Source organism: Mesorhizobium sp. M1E.F.Ca.ET.045.02.1.1, from assembly GCF_003952485.1.
Taxonomy (GTDB): domain Bacteria; phylum Pseudomonadota; class Alphaproteobacteria; order Rhizobiales; family Rhizobiaceae; genus Mesorhizobium.
Map to the genome: position 1 here is coordinate 5,614,088 of NZ_CP034447.1, position 21,296 is coordinate 5,635,383.

At 63.5% G+C, this 21,296-nt stretch carries 21 protein-coding genes; 2 read left to right on the forward strand and 19 right to left on the reverse strand.

Annotated elements, in window-relative coordinates:
* Positions 1 to 67: 67 nt before the first annotated feature.
* The 15 genes from rpsQ to rpsL form a co-directional block, all read right to left on the reverse strand.
* On the reverse strand, positions 68 to 307 hold the full coding sequence (gene rpsQ / locus EJ070_RS27090) for a 30S ribosomal protein S17 (protein ID WP_027170362.1): 240 nt from the start codon (positions 305 to 307) through the stop codon (positions 68 to 70).
* Positions 308 to 311: 4 nt separating this feature from the next.
* Entirely contained in the window at positions 312 to 512 is a 201-nt protein-coding gene (gene rpmC / locus EJ070_RS27095) for a 50S ribosomal protein L29 (protein WP_095807484.1), read from the reverse strand.
* Positions 513 to 524: 12 nt separating this feature from the next.
* Complete coding sequence (gene rplP / locus EJ070_RS27100) at positions 525 to 938, reverse strand: 50S ribosomal protein L16 (RefSeq protein WP_027170364.1); 414 nt, start codon at positions 936 to 938, stop codon at positions 525 to 527.
* A 27-nt stretch (positions 939 to 965) separates the two neighbouring features.
* Positions 966 to 1,688 (reverse strand): 30S ribosomal protein S3, encoded by a 723-nt coding sequence (gene rpsC / locus EJ070_RS27105; RefSeq protein WP_126094107.1) that lies wholly within the window; start codon positions 1,686 to 1,688, stop codon positions 966 to 968.
* Positions 1,688 to 2,077: a 50S ribosomal protein L22 gene (gene rplV, locus EJ070_RS27110; RefSeq protein ID WP_059188489.1), complete on the reverse strand. Its 390-nt coding sequence runs from the start codon at positions 2,075 to 2,077 to the stop codon at positions 1,688 to 1,690. The genes rpsC and rplV overlap by 1 nt, the downstream gene beginning before the upstream one ends.
* Before the next feature lie 2 nt (positions 2,078 to 2,079).
* Entirely contained in the window at positions 2,080 to 2,358 is a 279-nt protein-coding gene (rpsS, locus tag EJ070_RS27115) for a 30S ribosomal protein S19 (RefSeq protein WP_006205463.1), read from the reverse strand.
* A 16-nt stretch (positions 2,359 to 2,374) separates the two neighbouring features.
* On the reverse strand, positions 2,375 to 3,208 hold the full coding sequence (gene rplB / locus EJ070_RS27120; protein WP_040970375.1) for a 50S ribosomal protein L2: 834 nt from the start codon (positions 3,206 to 3,208) through the stop codon (positions 2,375 to 2,377).
* Positions 3,209 to 3,230: 22 nt separating this feature from the next.
* Positions 3,231 to 3,524, reverse strand: a complete 294-nt coding sequence (locus tag EJ070_RS27125; RefSeq protein WP_126094108.1) for a 50S ribosomal protein L23 — start codon at positions 3,522 to 3,524, stop codon at positions 3,231 to 3,233.
* Positions 3,521 to 4,141 carry a 50S ribosomal protein L4 gene (rplD, locus tag EJ070_RS27130; RefSeq protein WP_126094109.1) on the reverse strand — a complete coding sequence of 207 codons (621 nt, stop codon included), beginning with the start codon at positions 4,139 to 4,141 and terminating at the stop codon, positions 3,521 to 3,523. The genes EJ070_RS27125 and rplD overlap by 4 nt, the downstream gene beginning before the upstream one ends.
* Positions 4,141 to 4,860: a 50S ribosomal protein L3 gene (rplC, locus tag EJ070_RS27135; RefSeq protein WP_126094110.1), complete on the reverse strand. Its 720-nt coding sequence runs from the start codon at positions 4,858 to 4,860 to the stop codon at positions 4,141 to 4,143. Before rplC ends, rplD begins: the two co-directional genes overlap by 1 nt.
* 93 nt (positions 4,861 to 4,953) lie before the next feature.
* Positions 4,954 to 5,262: a 30S ribosomal protein S10 gene (rpsJ, locus tag EJ070_RS27140; protein ID WP_006205468.1), complete on the reverse strand. Its 309-nt coding sequence runs from the start codon at positions 5,260 to 5,262 to the stop codon at positions 4,954 to 4,956.
* A gap of 68 nt (positions 5,263 to 5,330) precedes the next feature.
* Complete coding sequence (gene tuf, locus EJ070_RS27145; RefSeq protein WP_095805843.1) at positions 5,331 to 6,506, reverse strand: elongation factor Tu; 1,176 nt, start codon at positions 6,504 to 6,506, stop codon at positions 5,331 to 5,333.
* 62 nt (positions 6,507 to 6,568) lie between these two features.
* Positions 6,569 to 8,659: an elongation factor G gene (gene fusA, locus EJ070_RS27150; RefSeq protein WP_126094111.1), complete on the reverse strand. Its 2,091-nt coding sequence runs from the start codon at positions 8,657 to 8,659 to the stop codon at positions 6,569 to 6,571.
* Positions 8,660 to 8,688: 29 nt separating this feature from the next.
* Entirely contained in the window at positions 8,689 to 9,159 is a 471-nt protein-coding gene (gene rpsG, locus EJ070_RS27155; RefSeq protein WP_059189563.1) for a 30S ribosomal protein S7, read from the reverse strand.
* A gap of 61 nt (positions 9,160 to 9,220) precedes the next feature.
* Positions 9,221 to 9,592 (reverse strand): 30S ribosomal protein S12, encoded by a 372-nt coding sequence (gene rpsL, locus EJ070_RS27160; protein WP_006202128.1) that lies wholly within the window; start codon positions 9,590 to 9,592, stop codon positions 9,221 to 9,223.
* 480 nt (positions 9,593 to 10,072) lie between these two features.
* Between rpsL and EJ070_RS27170 the strand changes: the two genes are divergently transcribed.
* Together EJ070_RS27170 and EJ070_RS27175 are read left to right on the forward strand one after the other, a co-directional pair.
* Positions 10,073 to 10,354 (forward strand): transcriptional regulator, encoded by a 282-nt coding sequence (locus EJ070_RS27170; RefSeq protein ID WP_126094113.1) that lies wholly within the window; start codon positions 10,073 to 10,075, stop codon positions 10,352 to 10,354.
* A gap of 99 nt (positions 10,355 to 10,453) precedes the next feature.
* Positions 10,454 to 11,383, forward strand: a complete 930-nt coding sequence (locus EJ070_RS27175; RefSeq protein WP_126094114.1) for a Gfo/Idh/MocA family oxidoreductase — start codon at positions 10,454 to 10,456, stop codon at positions 11,381 to 11,383.
* Between the two features lie 45 nt (positions 11,384 to 11,428).
* Here EJ070_RS27175 and EJ070_RS27180 read toward each other — a convergent pair whose 3' ends face one another.
* From EJ070_RS27180 to rplL, 4 genes are all read right to left on the reverse strand, one after another.
* Positions 11,429 to 12,094 (reverse strand): O-methyltransferase, encoded by a 666-nt coding sequence (locus EJ070_RS27180; protein WP_126094115.1) that lies wholly within the window; start codon positions 12,092 to 12,094, stop codon positions 11,429 to 11,431.
* An 81-nt stretch (positions 12,095 to 12,175) separates the two neighbouring features.
* Positions 12,176 to 16,372 (reverse strand): DNA-directed RNA polymerase subunit beta', encoded by a 4,197-nt coding sequence (rpoC, locus tag EJ070_RS27185; protein ID WP_126094116.1) that lies wholly within the window; start codon positions 16,370 to 16,372, stop codon positions 12,176 to 12,178.
* A gap of 132 nt (positions 16,373 to 16,504) precedes the next feature.
* On the reverse strand, positions 16,505 to 20,638 hold the full coding sequence (gene rpoB, locus EJ070_RS27190; RefSeq protein WP_126094117.1) for a DNA-directed RNA polymerase subunit beta: 4,134 nt from the start codon (positions 20,636 to 20,638) through the stop codon (positions 16,505 to 16,507).
* A gap of 260 nt (positions 20,639 to 20,898) precedes the next feature.
* On the reverse strand, positions 20,899 to 21,279 hold the full coding sequence (rplL, locus tag EJ070_RS27195; protein WP_040983055.1) for a 50S ribosomal protein L7/L12: 381 nt from the start codon (positions 21,277 to 21,279) through the stop codon (positions 20,899 to 20,901).
* Between the last annotated feature and the right edge of the window lie 17 nt (positions 21,280 to 21,296).

The following is a 21,296-nucleotide window of genomic DNA, read 5'->3' on the forward strand; positions in this document are numbered from 1 at the left end:
TCTTTTCTAACGGGACGGGTTCGACACCCCTCCCCGGTCTGTCCAAAATTCGTTTCGTTCGCCCGGATCAAGCCTGATCCGAAGTGACGACGATCCAGCGCTTGTCCTTGGAAATCGGCTTCGATTCCTGGATGAACACCTGGTCGCCGACCTTGTGGGCGTTGTTCTCGTCGTGCGCCTTGTACTTCTTGGTCATGCGCACGGTCTTCTTCATCACGGGATGCGTGAAGCGCCGTTCGACCTTGACGACGACCGTCTTCTCGTTCTTGTCGCTGACGACGGTGCCCTGCAGAATGCGCTTTGGCATGGTCTTAACCCTTCTTGGCCGCGGCTTTTTCAGCGGCGATGGTCTTGATGCGCGCGATGTCCCTGCGGACCTGCTTCACGCGCGCGGTCTTCTCAAGCTGACCGGTGGCCTTCTGGAAGCGCAGGTTGAACTGCTCCTTCTTCAGGCTGGCCAGGTCGTCGGTCAGCTGATCCTGGGTCTTGGTCCGGATGTCTTCGGCTTTCATGATCGCCTGTCCTTATTCTGCGATGCGCTGCACGAAGCGCGTCTTGACCGAGAGCTTGGCGGCGCCGAGGCGCAGCGCTTCACGCGCGGTCTCCTCGCTGACGCCGTCGATCTCGAACATGATGCGGCCAGGCTTGACGCGCGCCGCCCAATAGTCGACGGCGCCCTTGCCCTTACCCATGCGCACTTCGGTCGGCTTCGATGTGACCGGCAGATCCGGGAAAACCCGGATCCAGACGCGGCCGGCGCGCTTCATCTCGCGGGTGATCGCGCGGCGGGCCGCCTCGATCTCGCGCGCGGTGACGCGGTTCGGCTCAAGCGCCTTCAGCCCGAAACCGCCGAAATCCAGATTGGTGCCGCCCTTGGCGGTACCGTGGATACGGCCCTTGAACTGCTTGCGGAACTTTGTGCGCTTTGGCTGCAGCATCGTCCTAACTCCAAATTCTCAAATGTCTCAGGCGTTCTCGCGACGACGACCGCGCTCGCGCTCGCCGGTCTGACCGCCATGATCGCCTTCCGTCGCGCGACGCTCCGATGCCATCGGATCGTGCTCGAGGATCTCGCCCTTGAACACCCACACCTTGACGCCGCAGATGCCGTACGCCGTTTGCGCCTCGGCCGTGCCGTAGTCCACATCGGCGCGCAGCGTGTGCAGCGGCACGCGGCCTTCGCGGTACCACTCCATGCGCGCGATCTCGGCGCCGCCGAGACGGCCGCCGCAGTTGATGCGGATGCCTTCGGCGCCGAGACGCATGGCGGACTGCACGGCACGCTTCATGGCGCGGCGGAACGCGATGCGGCGCTCAAGCTGCTGGGCGATCGACTGCGCGATCAGCGTGGCGTCGATTTCCGGCTTGCGCACTTCAACGATGTTGAGGTGCGTCTCGGACTTCGTCATCTCCATCAGCTTCTTGCGAAGCTTCTCGATGTCGGCGCCCTTCTTGCCGATGATCAGGCCCGGACGCGCCGCATGGATGGTGACGCGGCACTTCTTGTGCGGACGCTCGATCACAACCTTGGAGATCGCGGCCTGCTTGAGTTCCTTTTCAAGATATTTGCGGATCTTGATGTCCTCATGCAGCAGCTGGCCATACTCGCCGGTGTTCGCGAACCAGCGCGAATCCCAGGTGCGGTTGATGCCGAGACGCAGCCCGATCGGATTGACTTTCTGGCCCATTATGCGGCCTCCCCTTTTTCCTCGACTTCACGAACGACGATCGTGAGGTGCGAGAACGGCTTTTCGATACGGCTGGCGCGACCACGGCCACGAGCGTGGAACCGCTTCATGACGATCGACTTGCCGACATAGGCTTCCGAGACGATCAGCGAGTCGACATCGAGGTCGTGGTTGTTTTCCGCGTTGGCGATCGCCGACTCCAGCGTCTTCTTGACCGTGCCGGAAATCCGCTTGGCCGAGAATTCGAGGTCGGAAAGCGCTGTCGCGACCTTCTTGCCGCGGATCAGCGCGGCAACCAGGTTCAGCTTCTGCGGGCTGATACGGATGGTGCGCAGAACGGCGCGCGCCTCGTTGTCAGCAAGCCTGCGCGGAGCTTTGGCCTTGCCCATGATTATTTCCTCTTCGCCTTCTTATCCGCGCCGTGACCGTAATAGGTCCGGGTCGGAGCGAATTCACCGAACTTGTGACCGACCATGTCCTCGTTCACGGAGACCGGGACATGCTTCTGGCCGTTGTAGACACCGAAGGTGAAGCCGACGAACTGCGGCAGGATGGTGGAGCGACGGCTCCACATCTTGATCACCTCATTGCGACCGCCTTCACGAACCTTGTCCACCTTCTTCAGAAGGTAGCCGTCGATGAAGGGGCCTTTCCAAATCGAACGAGTCACTTGGCGTTACCTCTTCTTAGCTCTTGCGCTGATGGCGCGAGCGCACGATGAACTTGTCGGTCGCCTTGTTGGACCGCGTCTTCTTGCCCTTGGTCGGCTTGCCCCAGGGCGAAACCGGATGACGGCCACCCGAGGTGCGGCCTTCGCCGCCGCCGTGCGGGTGATCGACCGGGTTCATGGCCACGCCGCGATTGTGCGGGCGCTTGCCGCGCCACACGGTGCGGCCGGCCTTGCCGTCGTTGATGTTGCCGTGGTCGGGGTTCGACACGGCGCCGACGGTGGCCATGCAGGAGCCGTGCACGACGCGCTGCTCGCCCGAGTTGAGGCGCAGGATCGCCATGCCCTGGTCGCGGCCGACGAGCTGGGCGTAGCCGCCCGCCGAACGGGCGACCTGGCCGCCCTTGCCCGGCTTCAGCTCAATGTTGTGGACGATCGTGCCGACCGGCATCGAAGCCAGCGGCATCGCATTGCCCGGCTTCACGTCGACCGCTTCGCCGGCCACGATCTTGTCGCCGGCGGCGAGACGCTGCGGCGCCAGGATGTAGGACAGCTCGCCATCGTCATACTTGATCAGCGCGATGAAGGCGGTGCGGTTCGGATCGTATTCGATACGCTCCACCGTGCCGACGACGTCGTACTTCTTACGCTTGAAGTCGATGATGCGGTACGAACGCTTGTGACCGCCGCCGATGAAGCGGGCCGTAATGCGGCCGTAGTTATTGCGGCCGCCCGACTTGGTCAGGCCTTCGGTCAGCCCCTTGACGGGCTTGCCCTTGTAGAGGCCCGAGCGGTCGACAATGACCAGCTGGCGGGTGCTCGGCGTTACCGGGTTGAATTTCTTGAGTGCCATTGTCCTGTCCTCGCGGCCTTGCTCAGAGACCCGTCGCGACGTCGATCGACTGGCCCTCGGCCAGCGTCACAACCGCCTTCTTGACGTCGCCCTGGCGGCCAACCGTGCCGCGGAAGCGCTTGATCTTGCCCTTGCGGACGAGCGTGTTCACGGCCATCACCTTGACGCCGAAGAGCGCTTCGACGGCGGCCTTGATTTCCGGCTTCGACGCCTTCTTGGCGACGTTGAAGACGACCTGGTTCTGCTCGGAAGCCATGGTCGACTTTTCAGTGATCGCCGGCGAGACGATCACGTCGTAGTGACGAAGGTCGGTCATTTGAAGCGCTCCTCGAGAGCCTCGACGGCGGCCTTGGAAAGGACCAGCGTGCCGCGGCGCAGAATGTCGTAGACGTTGATGCCCTGGATGGGCAGCACGTCGATGTTCGGAATGTTGGTCGCCGCCAGCTTGAAGTTCTGGTCGAGCTCGGCGCCGCCGATCACCAGGGCGTTGGTCAGCCCCAGCGTCTCGAGGCTCGCCGCCAGCGCCTTGGTCTTCGCCTCGGCCAGCTTCAGCTCGTCGACGATGATCAGCGAGGCGCTCTTGGCCTTGGCCGAGAGCGCATGCTTCAGGCCGAGCGCGCGCACCTTCTTCGGCAGCTCGTGCTCGTGGCTGCGCACGACCGGGCCGTGCGCCTTGCCGCCGCCGCGGAACTGCGGAGCGCGAGCCGAATGGTGACGGGCGCGGCCCGTACCCTTCTGCTTGTACATCTTGGCGCCGGTGCGCGCGATCTCGGCGCGGCCCTTGGCCTTGTGCGTGCCCTGCTGCTTCTTGGCGAGCTGCCAGCGCACGACGCGCTGCAGGATGTCCTCGCGCGGGTCAAGGCCGAAAATCTCCTCGGAGAGTTTCACCTTGCCGGCGTCCTTGCCGCCGAGCGTTGTGATCTTGAGGTCCATTATTCTGCTCCCTCAGTAGCCGGGGCGTCGTTCTTGGCGACAGCGGCAGCGCGGATTGCGGCGGGCTTCGGTGCGTTGGCGGGCAGCGCAACCTTGGCCGCGTCGCGAACCAGGATCCAGGCGCCCTTGACGCCCGGAACGGCGCCGCGGATCAGGATCAGGCCGCGGTCGGCGTCGGTCGAGACGACCTCGACATTCTGGGTGGTGACGCGAACGTCGCCCATGTGGCCGGCCATCTTCTTGCCCTTGAACACCTTGCCGGGGTCCTGGCGCTGACCGGTCGAACCGTGCGTGCGGTGCGAGACCGAGTTACCGTGCGTGGCACGGCCGCCACCCATGTTGTGCCGCTTGATCACGCCCTGGAAACCCTTACCGGTCGAAGTGCCCGTGACGTCGACCTTCTGGCCGGCGACGAAGTGCTCGACGGTGAGCTCGGCGCCGACGTCGATCAAGTTGTCGGCGGAGACGCGGAACTCGGCGAGCTTCGCCTTCGGCTCGACGGAGGCGGCAGCGAAATGGCCGCGCATCGCCTTCGACGTGTTCTTCACCTTGGCAAGGCCAACGCCGAGCTGGACGGCGGTGTAGCCGTTCTTCTCCTGCGTGCGCTGCGCCACGACCTGGCAGTTCTCCATCTGGAGAACGGTGACGGGAACGTGTTCCCCGGCATCGTTATAGATGCGGGTCATTCCCACCTTCTTTGCAATCACACCTGAACGCATCGGTTCAATTCCTTTAGAGTTCCCTGTCGGGGCTAGCGCCCCTCCACGCCTCTTGTTCCTTCAGAGTTCCGGGTCGCCCCGCCCTCTTGTTCCTTAGAGCTTGATCTCGACGTCGACACCGGCGGCCAGATCGAGCTTCATCAGAGCATCGACGGTCTGCGGGGTCGGATCGACGATGTCGAGCAGCCGCTTGTGGGTGCGCATCTCGAACTGCTCGCGGCTCTTCTTGTCGACGTGAGGCGACCGGTTGACCGTGAACTTTTCGATCCGCGTCGGCAGCGGAATGGGGCCGCGGACGTTGGCGCCGGTGCGCTTGGCGGTCGACACGATTTCGCGCGTCGAGGCGTCGAGCACCCGGTGGTCAAACGCCTTAAGGCGGATGCGGATATTCTGTCCGTTCATGCGTCAATTCCTTGTTCTGGCGCGGCGCGGGCAGCTCCCGCGCCCGCGACAGATCCGTTTCAGTCCAATTACTCTTTGATGGTGACGACGATGCCGGCACCGACGGTGCGGCCGCCTTCACGGATGGCGAAGCGCAGCTTCTCTTCCATCGCGATCGGCACGATCAGCTCGACGTCGACGGTGATGTTGTCGCCGGGCATCACCATCTCGGTGCCGGCCGGCAGCGTCACGATGCCCGTCACGTCGGTCGTGCGGAAGTAGAACTGCGGACGGTAGTTGGTGAAGAACGGCGTGTGACGGCCGCCCTCGTCCTTGGTCAGGATGTAGGCCTCGGCCACGAACTTCTTGTGCGGCTTGACCGAACCCGGCTTGGCCAGAACCTGGCCGCGCTCGACGCCCTCACGGTCGACACCGCGCAGCAGCGCGCCGATGTTGTCGCCGGCCTGGCCCTGGTCGAGCAGCTTGCGGAACATCTCGACGCCCGTGCAGGTCGTCTTGGTGGTCGGACGGATGCCGACGATCTCAAGTTCCTCGCCGACCTTGACCACGCCGCGCTCGACGCGGCCGGTCACGACCGTGCCGCGGCCCGAGATCGAGAACACGTCCTCGATCGGCATCAGGAACGGCTTGTCCAGCGGACGAACCGGCGTCGGGATGTAGGCGTCGACCTGAGCCATCAGCTCGCGGATCGCATCCTCGCCGATGGTCTTGTTCGAATCCTCAAGCGCAGCCAGCGCCGAGCCCTTGACGATCGGAATGTCGTCGCCGGGGAACTCGTTCTTGGTCAGCAGCTCGCGAACCTCGAGCTCGACCAGCTCGAGCAGCTCGGCGTCGTCGACCTGGTCGACCTTGTTCAGGAACACCACGATCGAGGGCACGCCGACCTGACGGGCCAAAAGGATGTGCTCGCGGGTCTGCGGCATCGGGCCGTCGGCGGCCGAAACCACCAGGATCGCGCCGTCCATCTGCGCGGCACCGGTGATCATGTTCTTCACATAGTCGGCGTGGCCGGGGCAGTCGACGTGGGCATAGTGACGGTTGGCCGTCTCATACTCGACATGCGCCGTCGAGATCGTGATGCCGCGCGCCTTCTCTTCAGGCGCCGCGTCGATCTGGTCATAGCGCTTGTATTCGCCAAAATACTTCGTGATCGCCGCCGTCAGCGACGTCTTGCCATGATCGACGTGACCGATCGTGCCAATGTTCACATGCGGCTTGGTGCGCTCGAATTTACCTTTTGCCATGTGATGTCTCCATTCCTTGCCCGTGCGGGGCTCAAATTAAGGTCTCGTGCAACCCGCTCGAGTTACGCGTATTTCTTCTGGACTTCCTGGGCGACCGCGGTCGGAACCGGTTCGTAGTGGTCGAACTGCATCGTGTACTGGGCGCGGCCCTGCGACATCGAACGCAGATTGTCGACGTATTTGAACATGTTGGCCAAAGGCACCATGGCGTTGATGACAACAGCCACGCCGCGCGCTTCCTGGCCCTGGATCTGGCCACGACGGCCGTTGAGATCGCCGATGACGCCGCCGACATAGTCTTCCGGCGTCACGACCTCGACCTTCATGATCGGCTCCAGCAGCTGAACGCCGAGCCGGGGCGCTGCTTCCTTGAAGCAGGCGCGGGAGGCGATTTCGAACGCCAGCACCGAGGAGTCGACGTCGTGGAAGGCGCCGTCGATCAGCGTCGCCTTGACGCCGATCATCGGGAAGCCGGCGAACGGACCGGAGCCCATGACGCTCTGGATGCCTTTCTCGACGCCCGGGATATATTCCTTCGGCACCGCGCCGCCGACGATCTTGGACTCGAACACGAACTCTTCACTCTCGGTGTTCGGCTCGAACACGATCTTGACGCGCGCGAACTGGCCGGTACCGCCGGTCTGCTTCTTGTGCGTGTAGTCCTGCTCATGGGTGCGGGTGATCGTCTCGCGATAGGCCACCTGCGGAGCGCCGACATTGGCTTCCACCTTGAACTCGCGGCGCATGCGGTCGACGATGATGTCGAGATGCAGCTCGCCCATGCCGGCGATGATGGTCTGGCCGCTTTCCTCGTCGGTCTTGACGCGGAAGGACGGATCCTCGGCCGCCAGGCGATGCAGGGCGAGGCCCATCTTCTCCTGGTCGTTCTTGGTCTTCGGCTCGATGGCGATCTGGATGACCGGATCGGGGAATTCCATGCGCTCGAGGATGACCGGGTGCAGCGGATCGCACAGCGTGTCGCCGGTGGTCGTGTCCTTGAGGCCGGCCAGCGCCACGATGTCGCCGGCGTAGGCTTCCTCGATGTCGGCGCGCGAATTCGCATGCATCTGCAGCATGCGGCCGATGCGCTCCTTCTTGCCCTTCACGGTGTTGTCGAGCGAGGTGCCCTTGGTGAGCTTGCCCGAATAGATGCGGGCGAAGGTCAGCGAGCCGACGAACGGGTCGTTCATGATCTTGAACGCCAGCATCGACAGCGGCTCGTTGTCGTCGGCATGACGCTCGATCTCGGCGTCGGTCTTGGCGTCGACCCCCTTGATAGCTGGCACATCGATCGGCGACGGCAGGTATTCGACGACGGCGTCGAGCAGCGGCTGCACGCCCTTGTTCTTGAAGGCCGAGCCGCAGAACATCGGGAAGAACTTCACCGCGATTGTGCCCTTGCGGATCAGCGCGCGGATCTCGTCGTTCGACGGCATTTTGCCTTCGAGGTAATTCTCGAGTGCGGTCTCGTCCATCTCGACGGCGGCCTCGATCATCTTCTCACGATACTGCTCGGCCTTGGCCTTGAGGTCGGCCGGGATCTCGACAACGTCCCAGGCAGCGCCCAGCGTCTCGTCGCGCCAGACGAGCGCGTTCATCTCGACGAGGTCGACGACGCCCTTGAATTCGGTCTCGGCGCCGATCGGCAATTGCATGACGACGGCCTGCGCGCCGAGGCGCGAGCCGATCATTTCCTCCGAGCGGTAGAAGTCGGCGCCGATCTTGTCCATCTTGTTGCAGAAGATCATGCGCGGCACGTGGTACTTGTCGGCCTGACGCCACACGGTCTCGGTCTGCGGCTCGACGCCGGCATTGGCATCGAGCAGCGCGATGGCGCCGTCGAGCACGCGCAGCGAACGCTCCACCTCGATGGTGAAGTCGACGTGTCCGGGGGTATCGATGATGTTGAAGCGGCGCATCTTGCCGTCACGACCCTTCCAGAAGGTCGTGGTCGCGGCCGAGGTGATGGTGATGCCGCGTTCCTGCTCCTGCTCCATCCAGTCCATGGTAGCGGCGCCGTCATGGACTTCGCCGATCTTGTGCGACTTGCCCGTGTAGTACAGGACGCGCTCGGTCGTCGTCGTCTTGCCGGCGTCGATATGCGCCATGATACCGAAATTGCGGTAGTCTTCGATTTTGTATTCGCGGGCCATGGGAGGTGCCTCTCAGTCTCGTTCGCGCTTTACCAGCGGTAGTGCGCGAAGGCGCGGTTGGCTTCCGCCATCTTGTGGGTGTCTTCACGCTTCTTGACGGCGGTGCCGCGGTTGTTGGCCGCATCCATCAGCTCGCCCGAGAGGCGGTCGATCATGGTGGTCTCGTTGCGGTTGCGTGCCGCAGCGATCAGCCAGCGGATGGCCAGCGCCTGACGGCGCTCGGGGCGCACGTCGACCGGAACCTGGTAGGTGGCGCCGCCGACGCGGCGCGAGCGCACTTCCACATGCGGCGCGACATTGTCGAGCGCCTGATGGAAGACGGTGACCGGCTCCTGCTTGGTCTTGGCCTGGACCTGATCCAGCGCGCCGTAGACGATGGTCTCGGCAACCGACTTCTTGCCGTCATACATGACGGCGTTCATGAACTTGGTGACGATCAGGTCGCCGAACTTGGGGTCCGGATTGATCTCACGCTTTTCTGCACTGTGACGACGGGACATGGCTTTTGTCTCTCAATCTCGTGGCACGGCGCAGTCAAAAAAGCGCCGAAGCCGGAAACCCTTACTTCGGACGCTTCGCACCGTATTTCGAACGGCGCTGCTTGCGGTTCTTCACACCCTGCGTGTCGAGCACGCCGCGGATGATGTGATAGCGGACGCCCGGCAGATCCTTGACGCGGCCGCCGCGGATCATGACCACCGAGTGCTCCTGAAGGTTATGGCCTTCGCCCGGGATGTAGCCGATCACTTCAAAACCATTGGTCAGGCGGATCTTGGCCACCTTGCGCAGCGCCGAGTTCGGCTTCTTCGGCGTCGTGGTGTAGACGCGCGTGCAGACGCCCCGCTTCTGCGGGTTCTGCTGCATGGCCGGGACCTTGTTGCGCTTCACCGGCGCCAGGCGCGGCTTGCGGATCAGCTGGTTGACGGTAGGCATTAAACCCTCTTGTCTCTCAATTCCGTGTCTTGCCCTGTCAGGGCCGCTCAAAGCGCCATTTCCATACGCAAATTCGGGCAAAACACCGCGTCTCGCGGTCCTGCCCGAACAAATTGCAGAGGAAGCGGAAGCCGCTTCATGCGCGCCGGAAATGTCTTTTCGCTCGTAAAACGAACCCTGTTTGAGACAAACTCCAAAGCGCGTCGCCTCGGAAAGGCAAGTCTCACATCGGTTCTGACGGGGCGGCTTCTACTCGCACGGCCCCTATCCGTCAACCCCGAAGCAGCAAATATTGCGCCCAATTCGAGGCTTGGCAGCCATGCGGAAAACGCATGTAATTTTCTTGCGTCTTTTTTCAAGAGCGGGGAAGAAAGTGACCGGCTTTCGGCTGTCCTATGCACCGGCTTCATGCCAAAAGGCGGCATGAAGAGGAGAAACCCCCTCACCCGGCCGAATCTCGGCCAAAAAAGGAATCGGCCCGTGAACGACAATGAAGAGCGCCCGGTCACCATCATCACCGGCCGGGTGTGGAAGAGGAAGGGCGGCAAGCCGGAGGGCGTCCATGTGATGCTGGTCGCGCCGGACGACGATTCGGCGGTGCGCCGCGCGCTCGAATCGCTCGCCGCCGAAGGCTATGCCGAGGCCGAACTCGACCAGATCGGCGACATGGACGGCGCGCCCGACGAGGAGCCGCATCTGTCGGCCTATCAGGGCGCGCTGGAAGGCGAGGTCTCGATCGTCACCTTCGAAGAACCGATCTGATCAACCAAGGCCGCGACGTCGGCAGCAACGCATTATCCCGGCTTGCCGGGCCGCTTCCTCCTGCCTAGAAACATCCACCTCTTCCAATTCGGAGTTACCATGACCAGCAATCCCATCAGGCTCGGTATCGTCGGCGTGGGAAAGATCGTCCGCGACCAGCACCTGCCCGCCCTGGCGAAGGACGCCGACTACCGGCTTGCGGCCGCGGCCAGCCGCCACGGCAAGGTCGACGGTATTGCGAACTATCCGACGATCGAGGCGATGCTCGACGCCGAGCCCGGCCTGGACGCGGTTTCACTCTGCATGCCGCCGCAGTTTCGTTACGACGCCGCGCGCACGGCGCTCGAGGCGAAGAAGCATGTCTTCATGGAGAAGCCGCCGGGCGCCACCGTCAGCGAGGTCGAAGACCTTAAGGCGATTGCCGCGAAAAACGGCGTCTCGCTCTTTGCGAGCTGGCATTCGCGCTACGCGCCGGCGGTCGAGGCCGCGCGCGCTTTCCTCGCCTCGGCCACGATCAGCTCGGCCGCCATCAACTGGAAGGAAGATGTGCGCCGCTGGCATCCCAACCAGGAATGGATCTGGGCGCCGGGCGGCTTCGGCGTGTTCGACCCCGGCATCAACGCGCTGTCGATCGCCACCCACATCCTGCCGCCGATGTTCATCACGTCGGCCGTGCTCGACTTCCCCGAGAACCGCGCTTCGCCGGTGGCGGCGCATGTCACCTTCCGCACCTCGAACGGGCTGCCGGTGACGATGGAACTCGATTGGCTGCAGACCGGCCCGCAGAGCTGGGACATCCTGGCCGAGACGGACAATGGCAAGATGGTGCTTTCGGGCGGCGGCGCAAAGCTCGCCGTCGACGGCAAGATCATCCATGACGAGCCGGAAGCCGAATATCCGATGCTCTACAAGCGTTTCGCCGAGATCGTGCGTGCCGGCGTCTCCGATGTCGACCTCGCGCCGCTGCAGCATGTCGCCGATGCCTTCATGCTGGGCAAGCGCAACGTGGTCGAGCCGTTCTTCGACTGAGTCGACGGGCGTCGACCGAGTTGACCGAACCGGCGCGGGCCCGCGTCAGTCCACGATCGCAATCGCAAAGCCGTCATAGCCCTTGGCGCCGACGGTCTGGATGGCGGTGCCGTCCAGACGCTTCTCGCCGCCGATGAAGGAGAACACCGCGCGGGCGCCAATGACATTCTCGTCGCGACCGTCATTCTTCAGCACGGCGCCGTCGCGGATGACATTGTCGCAGACGATGACCGTGCCGGAGCGCGACAGCCGCATGGCCCAGGAGAGATAGTTCGGGTTGTTCGGCTTGTCGGCGTCGATGAAGATCAGATCGAACGGACCGGCTTTTTCGCTCTCCAGTTGAGCCAACGACTGCAGCGCAGGGCCGAGGCGCAGGTCCACCTTGTCCGAAACCCCTGCCCGCTCGAAGTTGGAGCGCGCGACCTTGGCGTGGTGAGGATCAAGCTCCAGCGTCACGATCTTGCCGTCGGCGGGCAATCCCGTTGCCATCCAGATGGTCGAGTAGCCACCGAGCGTGCCGACCTCAAGCACCTTTTTCGCGCCCCGAATCCGCACGAGGAGCGAAAGCAATTTGCCTTGCGCCGCGGAGACATCGATCGCCGGCAGGCCCTGATCGCGGTTGGTTGCCAGCACGGCATGCAGCGCGGGGTCCGCATCGAAAAGAGAGGAGACGATATAGTCGTCGACAGCCGTCCAGGTCTTGGCGCTCATGGTTCATCCTCGTTCGTGAAGCCCAAATGCAAAAAGGGGCCACGCAGGCCCCTTTTCCTTCTCTCATTCCACCGGCGGCGCTTACTGCGCGGCGTTGACCATGTTGGTCAGCATCGGCTCGGCGACCTCGACGCCGGACGCCTTGCGGCGCTCGTCGATGATCAACTCGTCGCGCGAGGTGGCGATGCGCCGGATCTGGCTCATCGTGCCGCCGGTGCCAGCCGGGATCAGACGGCCGACGATGACGTTCTCCTTCAGGCCCTGCAGCATGTCGGTCTTGCCGGCAACCGCGGCTTCCGTCAGCACCCTGGTCGTCTCCTGGAAGGAGGCGGCCGAGATGAAGGACGGCGTCTGCAGCGAGGCCTTGGTGATGCCGAGCAGCACCGGCTGACCTTCGGCCGGCTTCTTGCCGTCCTCGATCAGGCGCTCGTTGACCTCTTCCAGCTCGATCACGTCGACGTGGTCGCCCGGAATGTAGGTCGAATCGCCCTGCGTGGTGATCTCGACCTTCTGCAGCATCTGGCGAACGATCACCTCGATATGCTTGTCGTTGATCGACACGCCCTGCAGGCGGTAGACCTCCTGGATCTCGTTGACGAGATAGGACGCAAGCGCCTCCACGCCCTTGATCGCCAGGATGTCATGCGGCGCCGGGTTGCCGTCGAGAATGTAGTCGCCCTTCTCGATGACGTCGCCGTCCTGGAGATGGAACGGCTTGCCCTTCGGGATCAGGTACTCGACCGGCTCCAGCGTCGAGTCGTGCGGCTCGATGATGATGCGGCGCTTGTTCTTGTAGTCGCGGCCGAAGCGGATCGTGCCATCGATCTCGGCGATGATGGCGTGATCCTTCGGACGGCGGGCCTCGAACAGTTCGGCAACGCGCGGCAGACCACCGGTGATGTCCTTGGTCTTGGCGCTTTCCATCGGGATACGCGCCAGCACGTCGCCCGGACGGACATGCGCGCCCGGCTCGACCGAGAGGATGGCCTCGACCGAGAGCAGGAAGCGTGCATCGCCGCCCTTCGACAGCTTGCCCACCTTGCCCTTGGCGTCCTGAACGACGATCGCCGGCTTCAGGTCGCTGCCGCGCGGCGTCGAACGCCAGTCGATGACCTCACGCTTGGTGATGCCGGTCGACTCGTCGGCCGTTTCCTGAACGGAGATGCCGTCGACCAGATCCTCGAACGCCACCTTGCCCTCGATTTCGGTGAGGATCGGGCGGGTGTAAGGATCCCACTCGGCGATGCGCTGGCCGCGCTTCACCTTGTCGCCGTCGTCCACGAAGATGCGCGAGCCATAGGCGACGCGGTGCGTGGCGCGCTCCTTGCCGGTCTCGTCGAGGATCAGGACCGCCATGTTGCGGCCCATGACCATCTGCTGGCCGTCGGAGTTGCGCACCACGTTGCGGTTGCGGATCTCGACCTTGCCCTCATAGGAGGCTTCGAGGAACGAGGAGTCCACCACCTGCGCGGTGCCGCCCATGTGGAAGGTGCGCATGGTGAGCTGGGTGCCCGGCTCGCCGATCGACTGCGCCGCGATGACGCCGACGGCCTCGCCCTGGTTGACGGGCGTGCCGCGGGCAAGATCGCGACCGTAGCAGACCGCGCAGACGCCGGTCCTGATCTCGCAGGTCAGCGCCGAGCGGATACGCACCGACTGCACGCCGGCCTTCTCGATCTGCTCCACGTCGCGCTCGTCCATCAGCTTGCCGGCCTTGACCAGCAATTCGCCGGAGACCGGATGGTTGATGTCGTCGAGCGCCGTGCGGCCCAGCACGCGCTGGCCGACCGAGGCGACGATCTGGCCGGCATCGACGATCGGCTGCATGGTGAGGCCCTTGTCGGTGCCGCAATCCAGCGAATTGACGATGCAGTCCTGCGCCACGTCGACCAGACGGCGGGTCAAGTAACCCGAGTTCGCCGTCTTCAAGGCGGTGTCGGCCAGACCCTTGCGGGCGCCGTGGGTCGAGTTGAAGTACTCGAGCACGGTGAGGCCTTCCTTGAAGTTCGAGATGATCGGCGTCTCGATGATTTCACCCGACGGCTTGGCCATCAGGCCGCGCATGCCGGCGAGCTGTCGCATCTGGGTGGGCGAACCACGCGCACCCGAATGCGACATCATGTAGATCGAGTTCATCGGCTTCTGACGGCCGTTGTCCTCGAACTCGACGGCCTTGATGCGGGCCATCATCTCGTCAGCGACCTTTTCCGAGCACTTGGCCCAGGCGTCGACCACCTTGTTGTACTTCTCGCCCTGGGTGATCAGGCCGTCATTGTACTGCTGCTCGTATTCCTTGGCCAAAGCCTCGGTGTCGGAGACCAGCTTCAGCTTGGTGTCCGGGATCAGCATGTCGTCCTTGCCGAACGAGATGCCGGCGCGGCAGGCATGCGCGAAACCGAGCGCCATGATGCGATCGCAGAAGATGACCGTCTCCTTCTGGCCGCAGTGGCGGTAGACGGTGTCGATCATCTTGGAGATGTTCTTCTTGGTCATCTCCTGGTTGGCGGTCTCATAGGGCACGTTGACGTTCTTCGGCAGAAGCTCGCCGATGATCATGCGGCCAGGCGTGGTGTCGTAGATCTTCGACACGACCTTGCCTTCGGCGTCGACCGTGCGGAAGCGACCCTTGATCTTGGCGTGCAGGGTAACGGCCTTGGTCTCCAGCGCGTGCTGGAGCTCGCCCATGTCGGCGAACACCATGCCTTCGCCCGGCTCGTTCTGGTTGACGATCGACAGATAGTAGAGACCGAGAACCATGTCCTGCGACGGCACGATGATCGGCGCGCCGGAGGCCGGGTGCAGGATGTTGTTGGTCGACATCATCAGCACGCGGGCTTCGAGCTGCGCTTCCAGCGACAGCGGCACGTGGACCGCCATCTGGTCGCCGTCGAAGTCGGCGTTGAAGGCCGTGCAGACCAGCGGATGCAGCTGGATCGCCTTGCCTTCGATGAGGATCGGCTCGAACGCCTGGATGCCGAGGCGGTGCAGCGTCGGCGCACGGTTGAGCAGCACCGGATGCTCGCGGATGACCTCGTCGAGAATATCCCAGACCTCCGGACGCTCCTTCTCGACCAGCTTCTTCGCCTGCTTGACGGTCGAGGAGAAACCCTTGGCGTCGAGGCGGGCGTAGATAAAGGGCTTGAAGAGTTCCAGCGCCATCTTCTTCGGCAGGCCGCACTGATGCAGCTTGAGCTCCGGGCCGGTCACAATGACCGAGCGGCCGGAATAGTCGACGCGCTTGCCGAGCAGGTTCTGGCGGAACCGGCCCTGCTTGCCCTTCAGCATGTCCGACAGCGACTTCAGCGGACGCTTGTTGGCGCCGGTGATGACGCGGCCGCGGCGGCCGTTGTCGAAGAGCGCATCGACGGCCTCCTGCAGCATGCGCTTCTCGTTGCGCACGATGATGCCCGGCGCGCGCAGCTCGATCAGCCGCTTCAGGCGGTTGTTGCGGTTGATGACGCGGCGATAGAGGTCGTTGAGGTCGGACGTGGCGAAACGGCCGCCGTCCAGGGGAACCAGCGGACGCAGGTCCGGCGGGATCACCGGAACCACCTTCATGATCATCCATTCCGGACGGTTGCCGGATTCCATGAAGTTCTCGACGACCTTGAGCCGCTTCAAGAGCTTCTTCTGCTTCAACTCGGAGGTGGTCGAAGCCAGCTCCGAGCGCAGGTCGCCGGCGATCTTCTCCAGATCCATGCCGGCGAGGAGGTCATGGATGGCCTCGGCGCCGATCATGGCGGTGAAGGAATCCTCGCCATACTCGTCGACGGCCAGCATGTACTCTTCCTCGCTGAGCAGCTGGTGCTCCTTCAGCGCGGTGAGGCCCGGCTCGGTGACGATGTAGTTCTCGAAGTAGAGGACGCGCTCGATGTCCTTCAGCGTCATGTCGAGCAGCGTGCCGATGCGCGAGGGCAGCGACTTCAGGAACCAGATATGGGCGACGGGCGCGGCGAGCTCGATATGGCCCATGCGCTCGCGGCGGACGCGCGACAGCGTGACTTCGACGCCGCACTTCTCGCAGATGACGCCCTTGTACTTCATGCGCTTGTACTTGCCGCACAGGCACTCGTAGTCCTTGATCGGGCCAAAAATGCGCGCGCAGAACAGACCGTCACGCTCCGGCTTGAAGGTGCGGTAGTTGATGGTCTCCGGCTTTTTGATCTCGCCGAACGACCAAGACAGAATCTTCTCAGGGCTGGCGAGCGAGATCCGGATGGAATCGAACACCTGCGCAGGCGCCTGGGGGTTGAAGAGATTCATGACCTCTTGGTTCATGCCGTTCTCCTTTTCGGGGTCCTCGAAAACCCCTTGCATCGAACGCGGGCCGAATGCCCGCAGACTGGCCGGCCTGACCGGCCGAAGAATTTGAGGGGCGCGCCGCTTCTTGGCTAGCGGCGCGCCATTGCCTTATTCAGCTGCGTCGGGCAGCCGCACGGCTTCGTCGACCTTGGTGTTTTCCAGTTCGACATTGAGGCCGAGGGAGCGCATTTCCTTGACGAGAACGTTGAAGCTCTCGGGGATGCCGGCCTCGAACGTGTCGTCGCCTCTGACGATCGCCTCGTAGACCTTGGTACGGCCGGCGACGTCGTCCGACTTCACCGTCAGCATTTCCTGCAGCGTGTAGGCGGCGCCATAGGCTTCCAGCGCCCAGACCTCCATTTCGCCGAAACGCTGACCGCCGAACTGCGCCTTGCCGCCCAGCGGCTGCTGGGTGACGAGCGAATACGGACCGATCGAGCGCGCGTGGATCTTGTCGTCCACCAGGTGATGCAACTTGAGCATATAGATGTAGCCCATCGTCACCTTGCGATCGAACGGCTCGCCGGTGCGGCCGTCATAGAGCTGCGACTGACCGCTGGTGTGCAGGCCAGCCTGCTCCAGCATGGTGTTGATGTCGGCCTCGTGCGCGCCGTCGAACACCGGGGTCGCGATGGAGACGCCGCGGCGCATCTGCTCGCTCAGGCGAATGATGCTCTCGTCGTCATACTCGCGGATCGGCTCGTTGCGGTCGTTGGAAGGCATGAAGCTTTCCAGCGTCTTGCGCAGCGGCTTGATGTCGCCGCCGGCCTTGTAGGCGTCGATCAGCTCGCCGATCTTCCTGCCCATGCCGGCGCAGGCCCAGCCCAGATGCGTCTCCAAGATCTGGCCGACATTCATGCGGCTCGGCACACCCAGCGGGTTGAGCACGATATCGGCATGCGTGCCGTCCTCGAGGAAAGGCATGTCCTCGACCGGAACGATGCGCGACACGACACCCTTGTTGCCGTGACGGCCGGCCATCTTGTCGCCCGGCTGCATCTTGCGCTTCACCGCCACGAAGACCTTGACCATCTTCATGACGCCCGGAGGCATTTCGTCGCCGCGCTGCACCTTCTCGACCTTGTCCATGAAGCGCTGCTCGAGCGCCTTCTTGGAGTCGTCGTACTGGCCGCGAAGCGCTTCGAGCTCGCTCTGGAGCTTCTCGTTCTCCACGGCGAACTGCCACCACTGCGAGCGCGGATACTCGTCGAGCGTGTCCTTCGACAGCTTCGAGCCCTTCTTGAAGCCCTTCGGTCCGGCGATCGCATCCTTGCCGACCAGCATGTCGGAAAGGCGCGAATAGACGTTGCGGTCGAGGATCGCCTGCTCGTCGTCGCGGTCCTTGGCCAAGCGCTCGATCTCCTCGCGCTCGATCGCCATGGCGCGCTCGTCCTTCTCAACGCCGTGGCGGTTGAAGACGCGCACTTCGACGACCGTGCCGAAGGTGCCCGGAGGCATGCGCATGGAGGTGTCGCGAACGTCGGAGGCCTTCTCGCCGAAGATGGCGCGCAGCAGCTTTTCTTCCGGCGTCATCGGGCTTTCGCCCTTCGGCGTGATCTTGCCGACCAGGATGTCGCCCGGCTGCACTTCCGCGCCGATATAGACGATGCCGGCCTCGTCGAGGTTCTTCAGCGCTTCTTCCGAAACGTTCGGAATGTCGCGCGTGATTTCCTCCGGTCCGAGCTTGGTGTCGCGGGCCATGACCTCGAACTCCTCGATGTGGATCGAGGTGAAGACGTCGTCGGCCACGATGCGCTCGGAGAGCAGGATCGAGTCCTCGTAGTTGTAGCCGTTCCAAGGCATGAACGCGACCAGCACGTTGCGGCCGAGCGCCAGATCGCCGAGCTCGGTCGACGGACCGTCGGCGATGATGTCACCCTTGTTGACCCGGTCGCCCATGCGCACCAGCGGACGCTGGTTGATGCAGGTGTTCTGGTTCGAACGCTGGAACTTCATCAGCCGGTAGATGTCGACGCCGGACTTGCCAGGATCGAGATCTTCCGTGGCGCGGATGACGATACGCGTCGCGTCCACCTGGTCGACGATGCCGCCGCGACGGGCGCCGATAGCGGCGCCCGAGTCACGGGCAACGACCGGCTCCATGCCGGTGCCGACGAACGGGGCCTCGGCGCGCACCAGCGGCACGGCCTGACGCTGCATGTTCGAGCCCATCAGCGCGCGGTTGGCGTCGTCGTTCTCGAGGAACGGGATCAGCGCCGCGGCGACCGACACCATCTGCTTCGGCGACACGTCCATCAGGTCGACGTTCTCGCGCGGCGCCATCATCACCTCGCCGGCGTTACGGCAGATGACGAACTCGTCGACGAAACCGCCGTTCTTGTCGAGCTCGGCGTTGGCCTGCGCGACGTGGTGCTTGGCCTCTTCCATCGCCGACAGATAGACGACTTCGTTGGTCAGCTTGCCGTTGACGATCTTGCGGTACGGGCTCTCGATGAAGCCGTACTTGTTGACGCGCGCGAAGGTGGCGAGCGAGTTGATCAGGCCGATATTCGGGCCTTCCGGCGTCTCGATCGGACAGATGCGGCCGTAATGCGTCGGGTGCACGTCGCGCACCTCGAAGCCGGCGCGCTCGCGGGTCAGACCGCCCGGTCCAAGGGCAGACAGGCGGCGCTTGTGGGTGATCTCCGACAGCGGGTTGGTCTGGTCCATGAACTGCGACAGCTGCGAGGAGCCGAAGAACTCGCGCACGGCGGCGGCCGCCGGCTTGGCGTTGATCAGGTCCTGCGGCATGACCGTGTCGATCTCGATCGAGGACATGCGCTCCTTGATCGCGCGCTCCATGCGCAGCAGGCCGACGCGGTACTGGTTCTCCATCAGCTCGCCGACCGAGCGCACGCGGCGATTGCCGAGATTGTCGATGTCGTCGATCTCGCCCTTGCCGTCGCGCAGCTCCACCAGCGTCTTGACCACGGCCAGGATGTCTTCCTTGCGCAGCACGCGCACGGTGTCCTCGGCCTTGAGCTCGAGGCGCATGTTCATCTTGACGCGGCCGACGGCCGACAGGTCATAGCGCTCGCTGTCGAAGAACAGCGAGTTGAACATGGCTTCGGCGGTCTCGAGCGTCGGCGGCTCGCCCGGACGCATGACGCGGTAGATGTCGAACAGCGCGTCCTGACGGCTCTCGTTCTTGTCGACGGCCAAAGTGTTACGGATGTAGGCGCCGACATTGACGTGGTCGATATCCAGGATCTGGATCTCGTCCTCGCCGGTGCCGAGCAGCACTTTCAGCGTCTTGTCGTCGATCTCGTCGCCGGCCTCGAGGAAGATCTCGCCGGTGGCGTAGTTGACGATGTCCTCGGCCAGATAGTTGCCGAGCAGGTCCTCGTCGGTCGCCTTGATAGCCTTGAGGCCTTTTTCGCCGAGCTGGCGGGCCTGGCGGGCGGTGATCTTCTTGCCGGCCTCGACGACGATCTCGCCGGTGTCGGCGTCGACCAGGTCGCCGACGGCCTTCAGGCCGCGGAAACGCTCGACATTGAACGGGATGCGCCAGTGGTCGCCGGCGCGCTTGTAGGTGATCTTGTTGTAGAAGGTCGACAGGATCTCCTCGCCGTCCATGCCGAGTGCCATCAACAGCGACGTCACCGGAATCTTGCGGCGGCGGTCGATGCGGGCGTGCACGACGTCCTTGGAATCGAACTCGATGTCGAGCCAAGAGCCGCGATAGGGGATGACGCGCGCGGCGAACAGAAGCTTGCCCGACGAGTGCGACTTGCCCTTGTCATGGTCGAAGAAGACGCCCGGCGAGCGGTGCATCTGCGAGACGATGACGCGCTCGGTGCCGTTGACGATGAAGGTGCCGTTCGACGTCATGAGCGGCATGTCGCCCATGTAGACGTCCTGCTCCTTGATGTCCTTGATCGACTTCGCACCGGTGTCCTCGTCGATATCGAACACGATGAGGCGCAGCGTCACCTTGAGCGGCGCGGCATAGGTCAGGTCGCGCTGACGGCATTCGTCAACGTCGAATTTCGGTCCTTCGAACTCATACTTCACGAATTCCAGCATCGAGGAGCCGGAAAAATCGGAGATCGGGAAGACCGACTTGAAAACGGCCTGCAGTCCCTCGTCAGGACGCCCGCCCTTGGGCTCGTCCACCATCAGGAACTGGTCATAGGATGCCTTCTGAACCTCGATAAGGTTCGGCATCTCCGCAACTTCCGGGATCTTTCCGAAGAACTTGCGTACGCGTCTGCGGCCATTGAAAGTCTGGGTCTGGGCCATCGTCGCTCCTTAGCTCAAAACTCGGGACGAACCTCGCCGCGGTTCGCCTTGCACCAACGGGCCACCTCGCCGGCTGCCCTTGTCTGTTTTCCGGCAGCCCTGTCCAATCGCTTGGCGGCTGCCGGCTAAAACGGGAGAAAACCCGTTTCCTGAAGGCCGCTTCCGGCCCTCAGGAAAGAGGTTTTCAAACGTCTCGCGCAACGCATGCCTCCCTTTGCCAAGGGAGGGGGCGGACGGCGCGAGACCGTCCGCCCTCGCCTTTACTTCAGCTCGACCTTGGCGCCAGCTGCTTCCAGCTGAGCCTTGAACTTGTCGGCATCGGCCTTGGAAACGCCTTCCTTGACCGGCTTCGGAGCCGCTTCGACCAGGTCCTTGGCTTCCTTGAGGCCAAGGCCGGTGATGGCGCGGACTTCCTTGATGACGTTGATCTTCTGGGCGCCGGCGTCGGCGAGAACGACGTCGAATTCCGTCTTCTCTTCGGCCGGAGCAGCGGCGGCGGCAGCGCCACCGGCAGCAGCGGCAACCGCCACCGGAGCGGCGGCCGAAACGCCCCACTTCTCTTCCAGGAGCTTCGACAGCTCAGCCGCCTCGAGGACGGTCAGCTTCGAAAGGTCGTCTACGATCTTTGCCAGATCAGCCATTTTTGTATTCCTTTACT

What these genes read in the sequence shown, in the direction of transcription:
- rpsG (WP_059189563.1), bottom strand. Translation starts at nt 9,159, where the DNA reads ATGTCCCGTCGTCACAGTGCAGAAAAGCGTGAGATCAATCCGGACCCC.
- rplP (WP_027170364.1), bottom strand. Translation starts at nt 938, where the DNA reads ATGCTGCAGCCAAAGCGCACAAAGTTCCGCAAGCAGTTCAAGGGCCGT.
- EJ070_RS27180 (WP_126094115.1), bottom strand. Translation starts at nt 12,094, where the DNA reads ATGAGCGCCAAGACCTGGACGGCTGTCGACGACTATATCGTCTCCTCT.
- rpsQ (WP_027170362.1), bottom strand. Translation starts at nt 307, where the DNA reads ATGCCAAAGCGCATTCTGCAGGGCACCGTCGTCAGCGACAAGAACGAG.
- rplB (WP_040970375.1), bottom strand. Translation starts at nt 3,208, where the DNA reads ATGGCACTCAAGAAATTCAACCCGGTAACGCCGAGCACCCGCCAGCTG.
- tuf (WP_095805843.1), bottom strand. Translation starts at nt 6,506, where the DNA reads ATGGCAAAAGGTAAATTCGAGCGCACCAAGCCGCATGTGAACATTGGC.
- rplD (WP_126094109.1), bottom strand. Translation starts at nt 4,141, where the DNA reads ATGGACCTCAAGATCACAACGCTCGGCGGCAAGGACGCCGGCAAGGTG.
- fusA (WP_126094111.1), bottom strand. Translation starts at nt 8,659, where the DNA reads ATGGCCCGCGAATACAAAATCGAAGACTACCGCAATTTCGGTATCATG.
- rpsJ (WP_006205468.1), bottom strand. Translation starts at nt 5,262, where the DNA reads ATGAACGGACAGAATATCCGCATCCGCCTTAAGGCGTTTGACCACCGG.
- EJ070_RS27175 (WP_126094114.1), top strand. Translation starts at nt 10,454, where the DNA reads ATGACCAGCAATCCCATCAGGCTCGGTATCGTCGGCGTGGGAAAGATC.
- rpmC (WP_095807484.1), bottom strand. Translation starts at nt 512, where the DNA reads ATGAAAGCCGAAGACATCCGGACCAAGACCCAGGATCAGCTGACCGAC.
- rpoC (WP_126094116.1), bottom strand. Translation starts at nt 16,372, where the DNA reads ATGAACCAAGAGGTCATGAATCTCTTCAACCCCCAGGCGCCTGCGCAG.
- rpsC (WP_126094107.1), bottom strand. Translation starts at nt 1,688, where the DNA reads ATGGGCCAGAAAGTCAATCCGATCGGGCTGCGTCTCGGCATCAACCGC.
- rplC (WP_126094110.1), bottom strand. Translation starts at nt 4,860, where the DNA reads ATGCGTTCAGGTGTGATTGCAAAGAAGGTGGGAATGACCCGCATCTAT.
- rpsL (WP_006202128.1), bottom strand. Translation starts at nt 9,592, where the DNA reads ATGCCTACCGTCAACCAGCTGATCCGCAAGCCGCGCCTGGCGCCGGTG.
- rplV (WP_059188489.1), bottom strand. Translation starts at nt 2,077, where the DNA reads ATGGGCAAGGCCAAAGCTCCGCGCAGGCTTGCTGACAACGAGGCGCGC.
- rpoB (WP_126094117.1), bottom strand. Translation starts at nt 20,638, where the DNA reads ATGGCCCAGACCCAGACTTTCAATGGCCGCAGACGCGTACGCAAGTTC.
- rplL (WP_040983055.1), bottom strand. Translation starts at nt 21,279, where the DNA reads ATGGCTGATCTGGCAAAGATCGTAGACGACCTTTCGAAGCTGACCGTC.
- EJ070_RS27125 (WP_126094108.1), bottom strand. Translation starts at nt 3,524, where the DNA reads ATGACCGACCTTCGTCACTACGACGTGATCGTCTCGCCGGCGATCACT.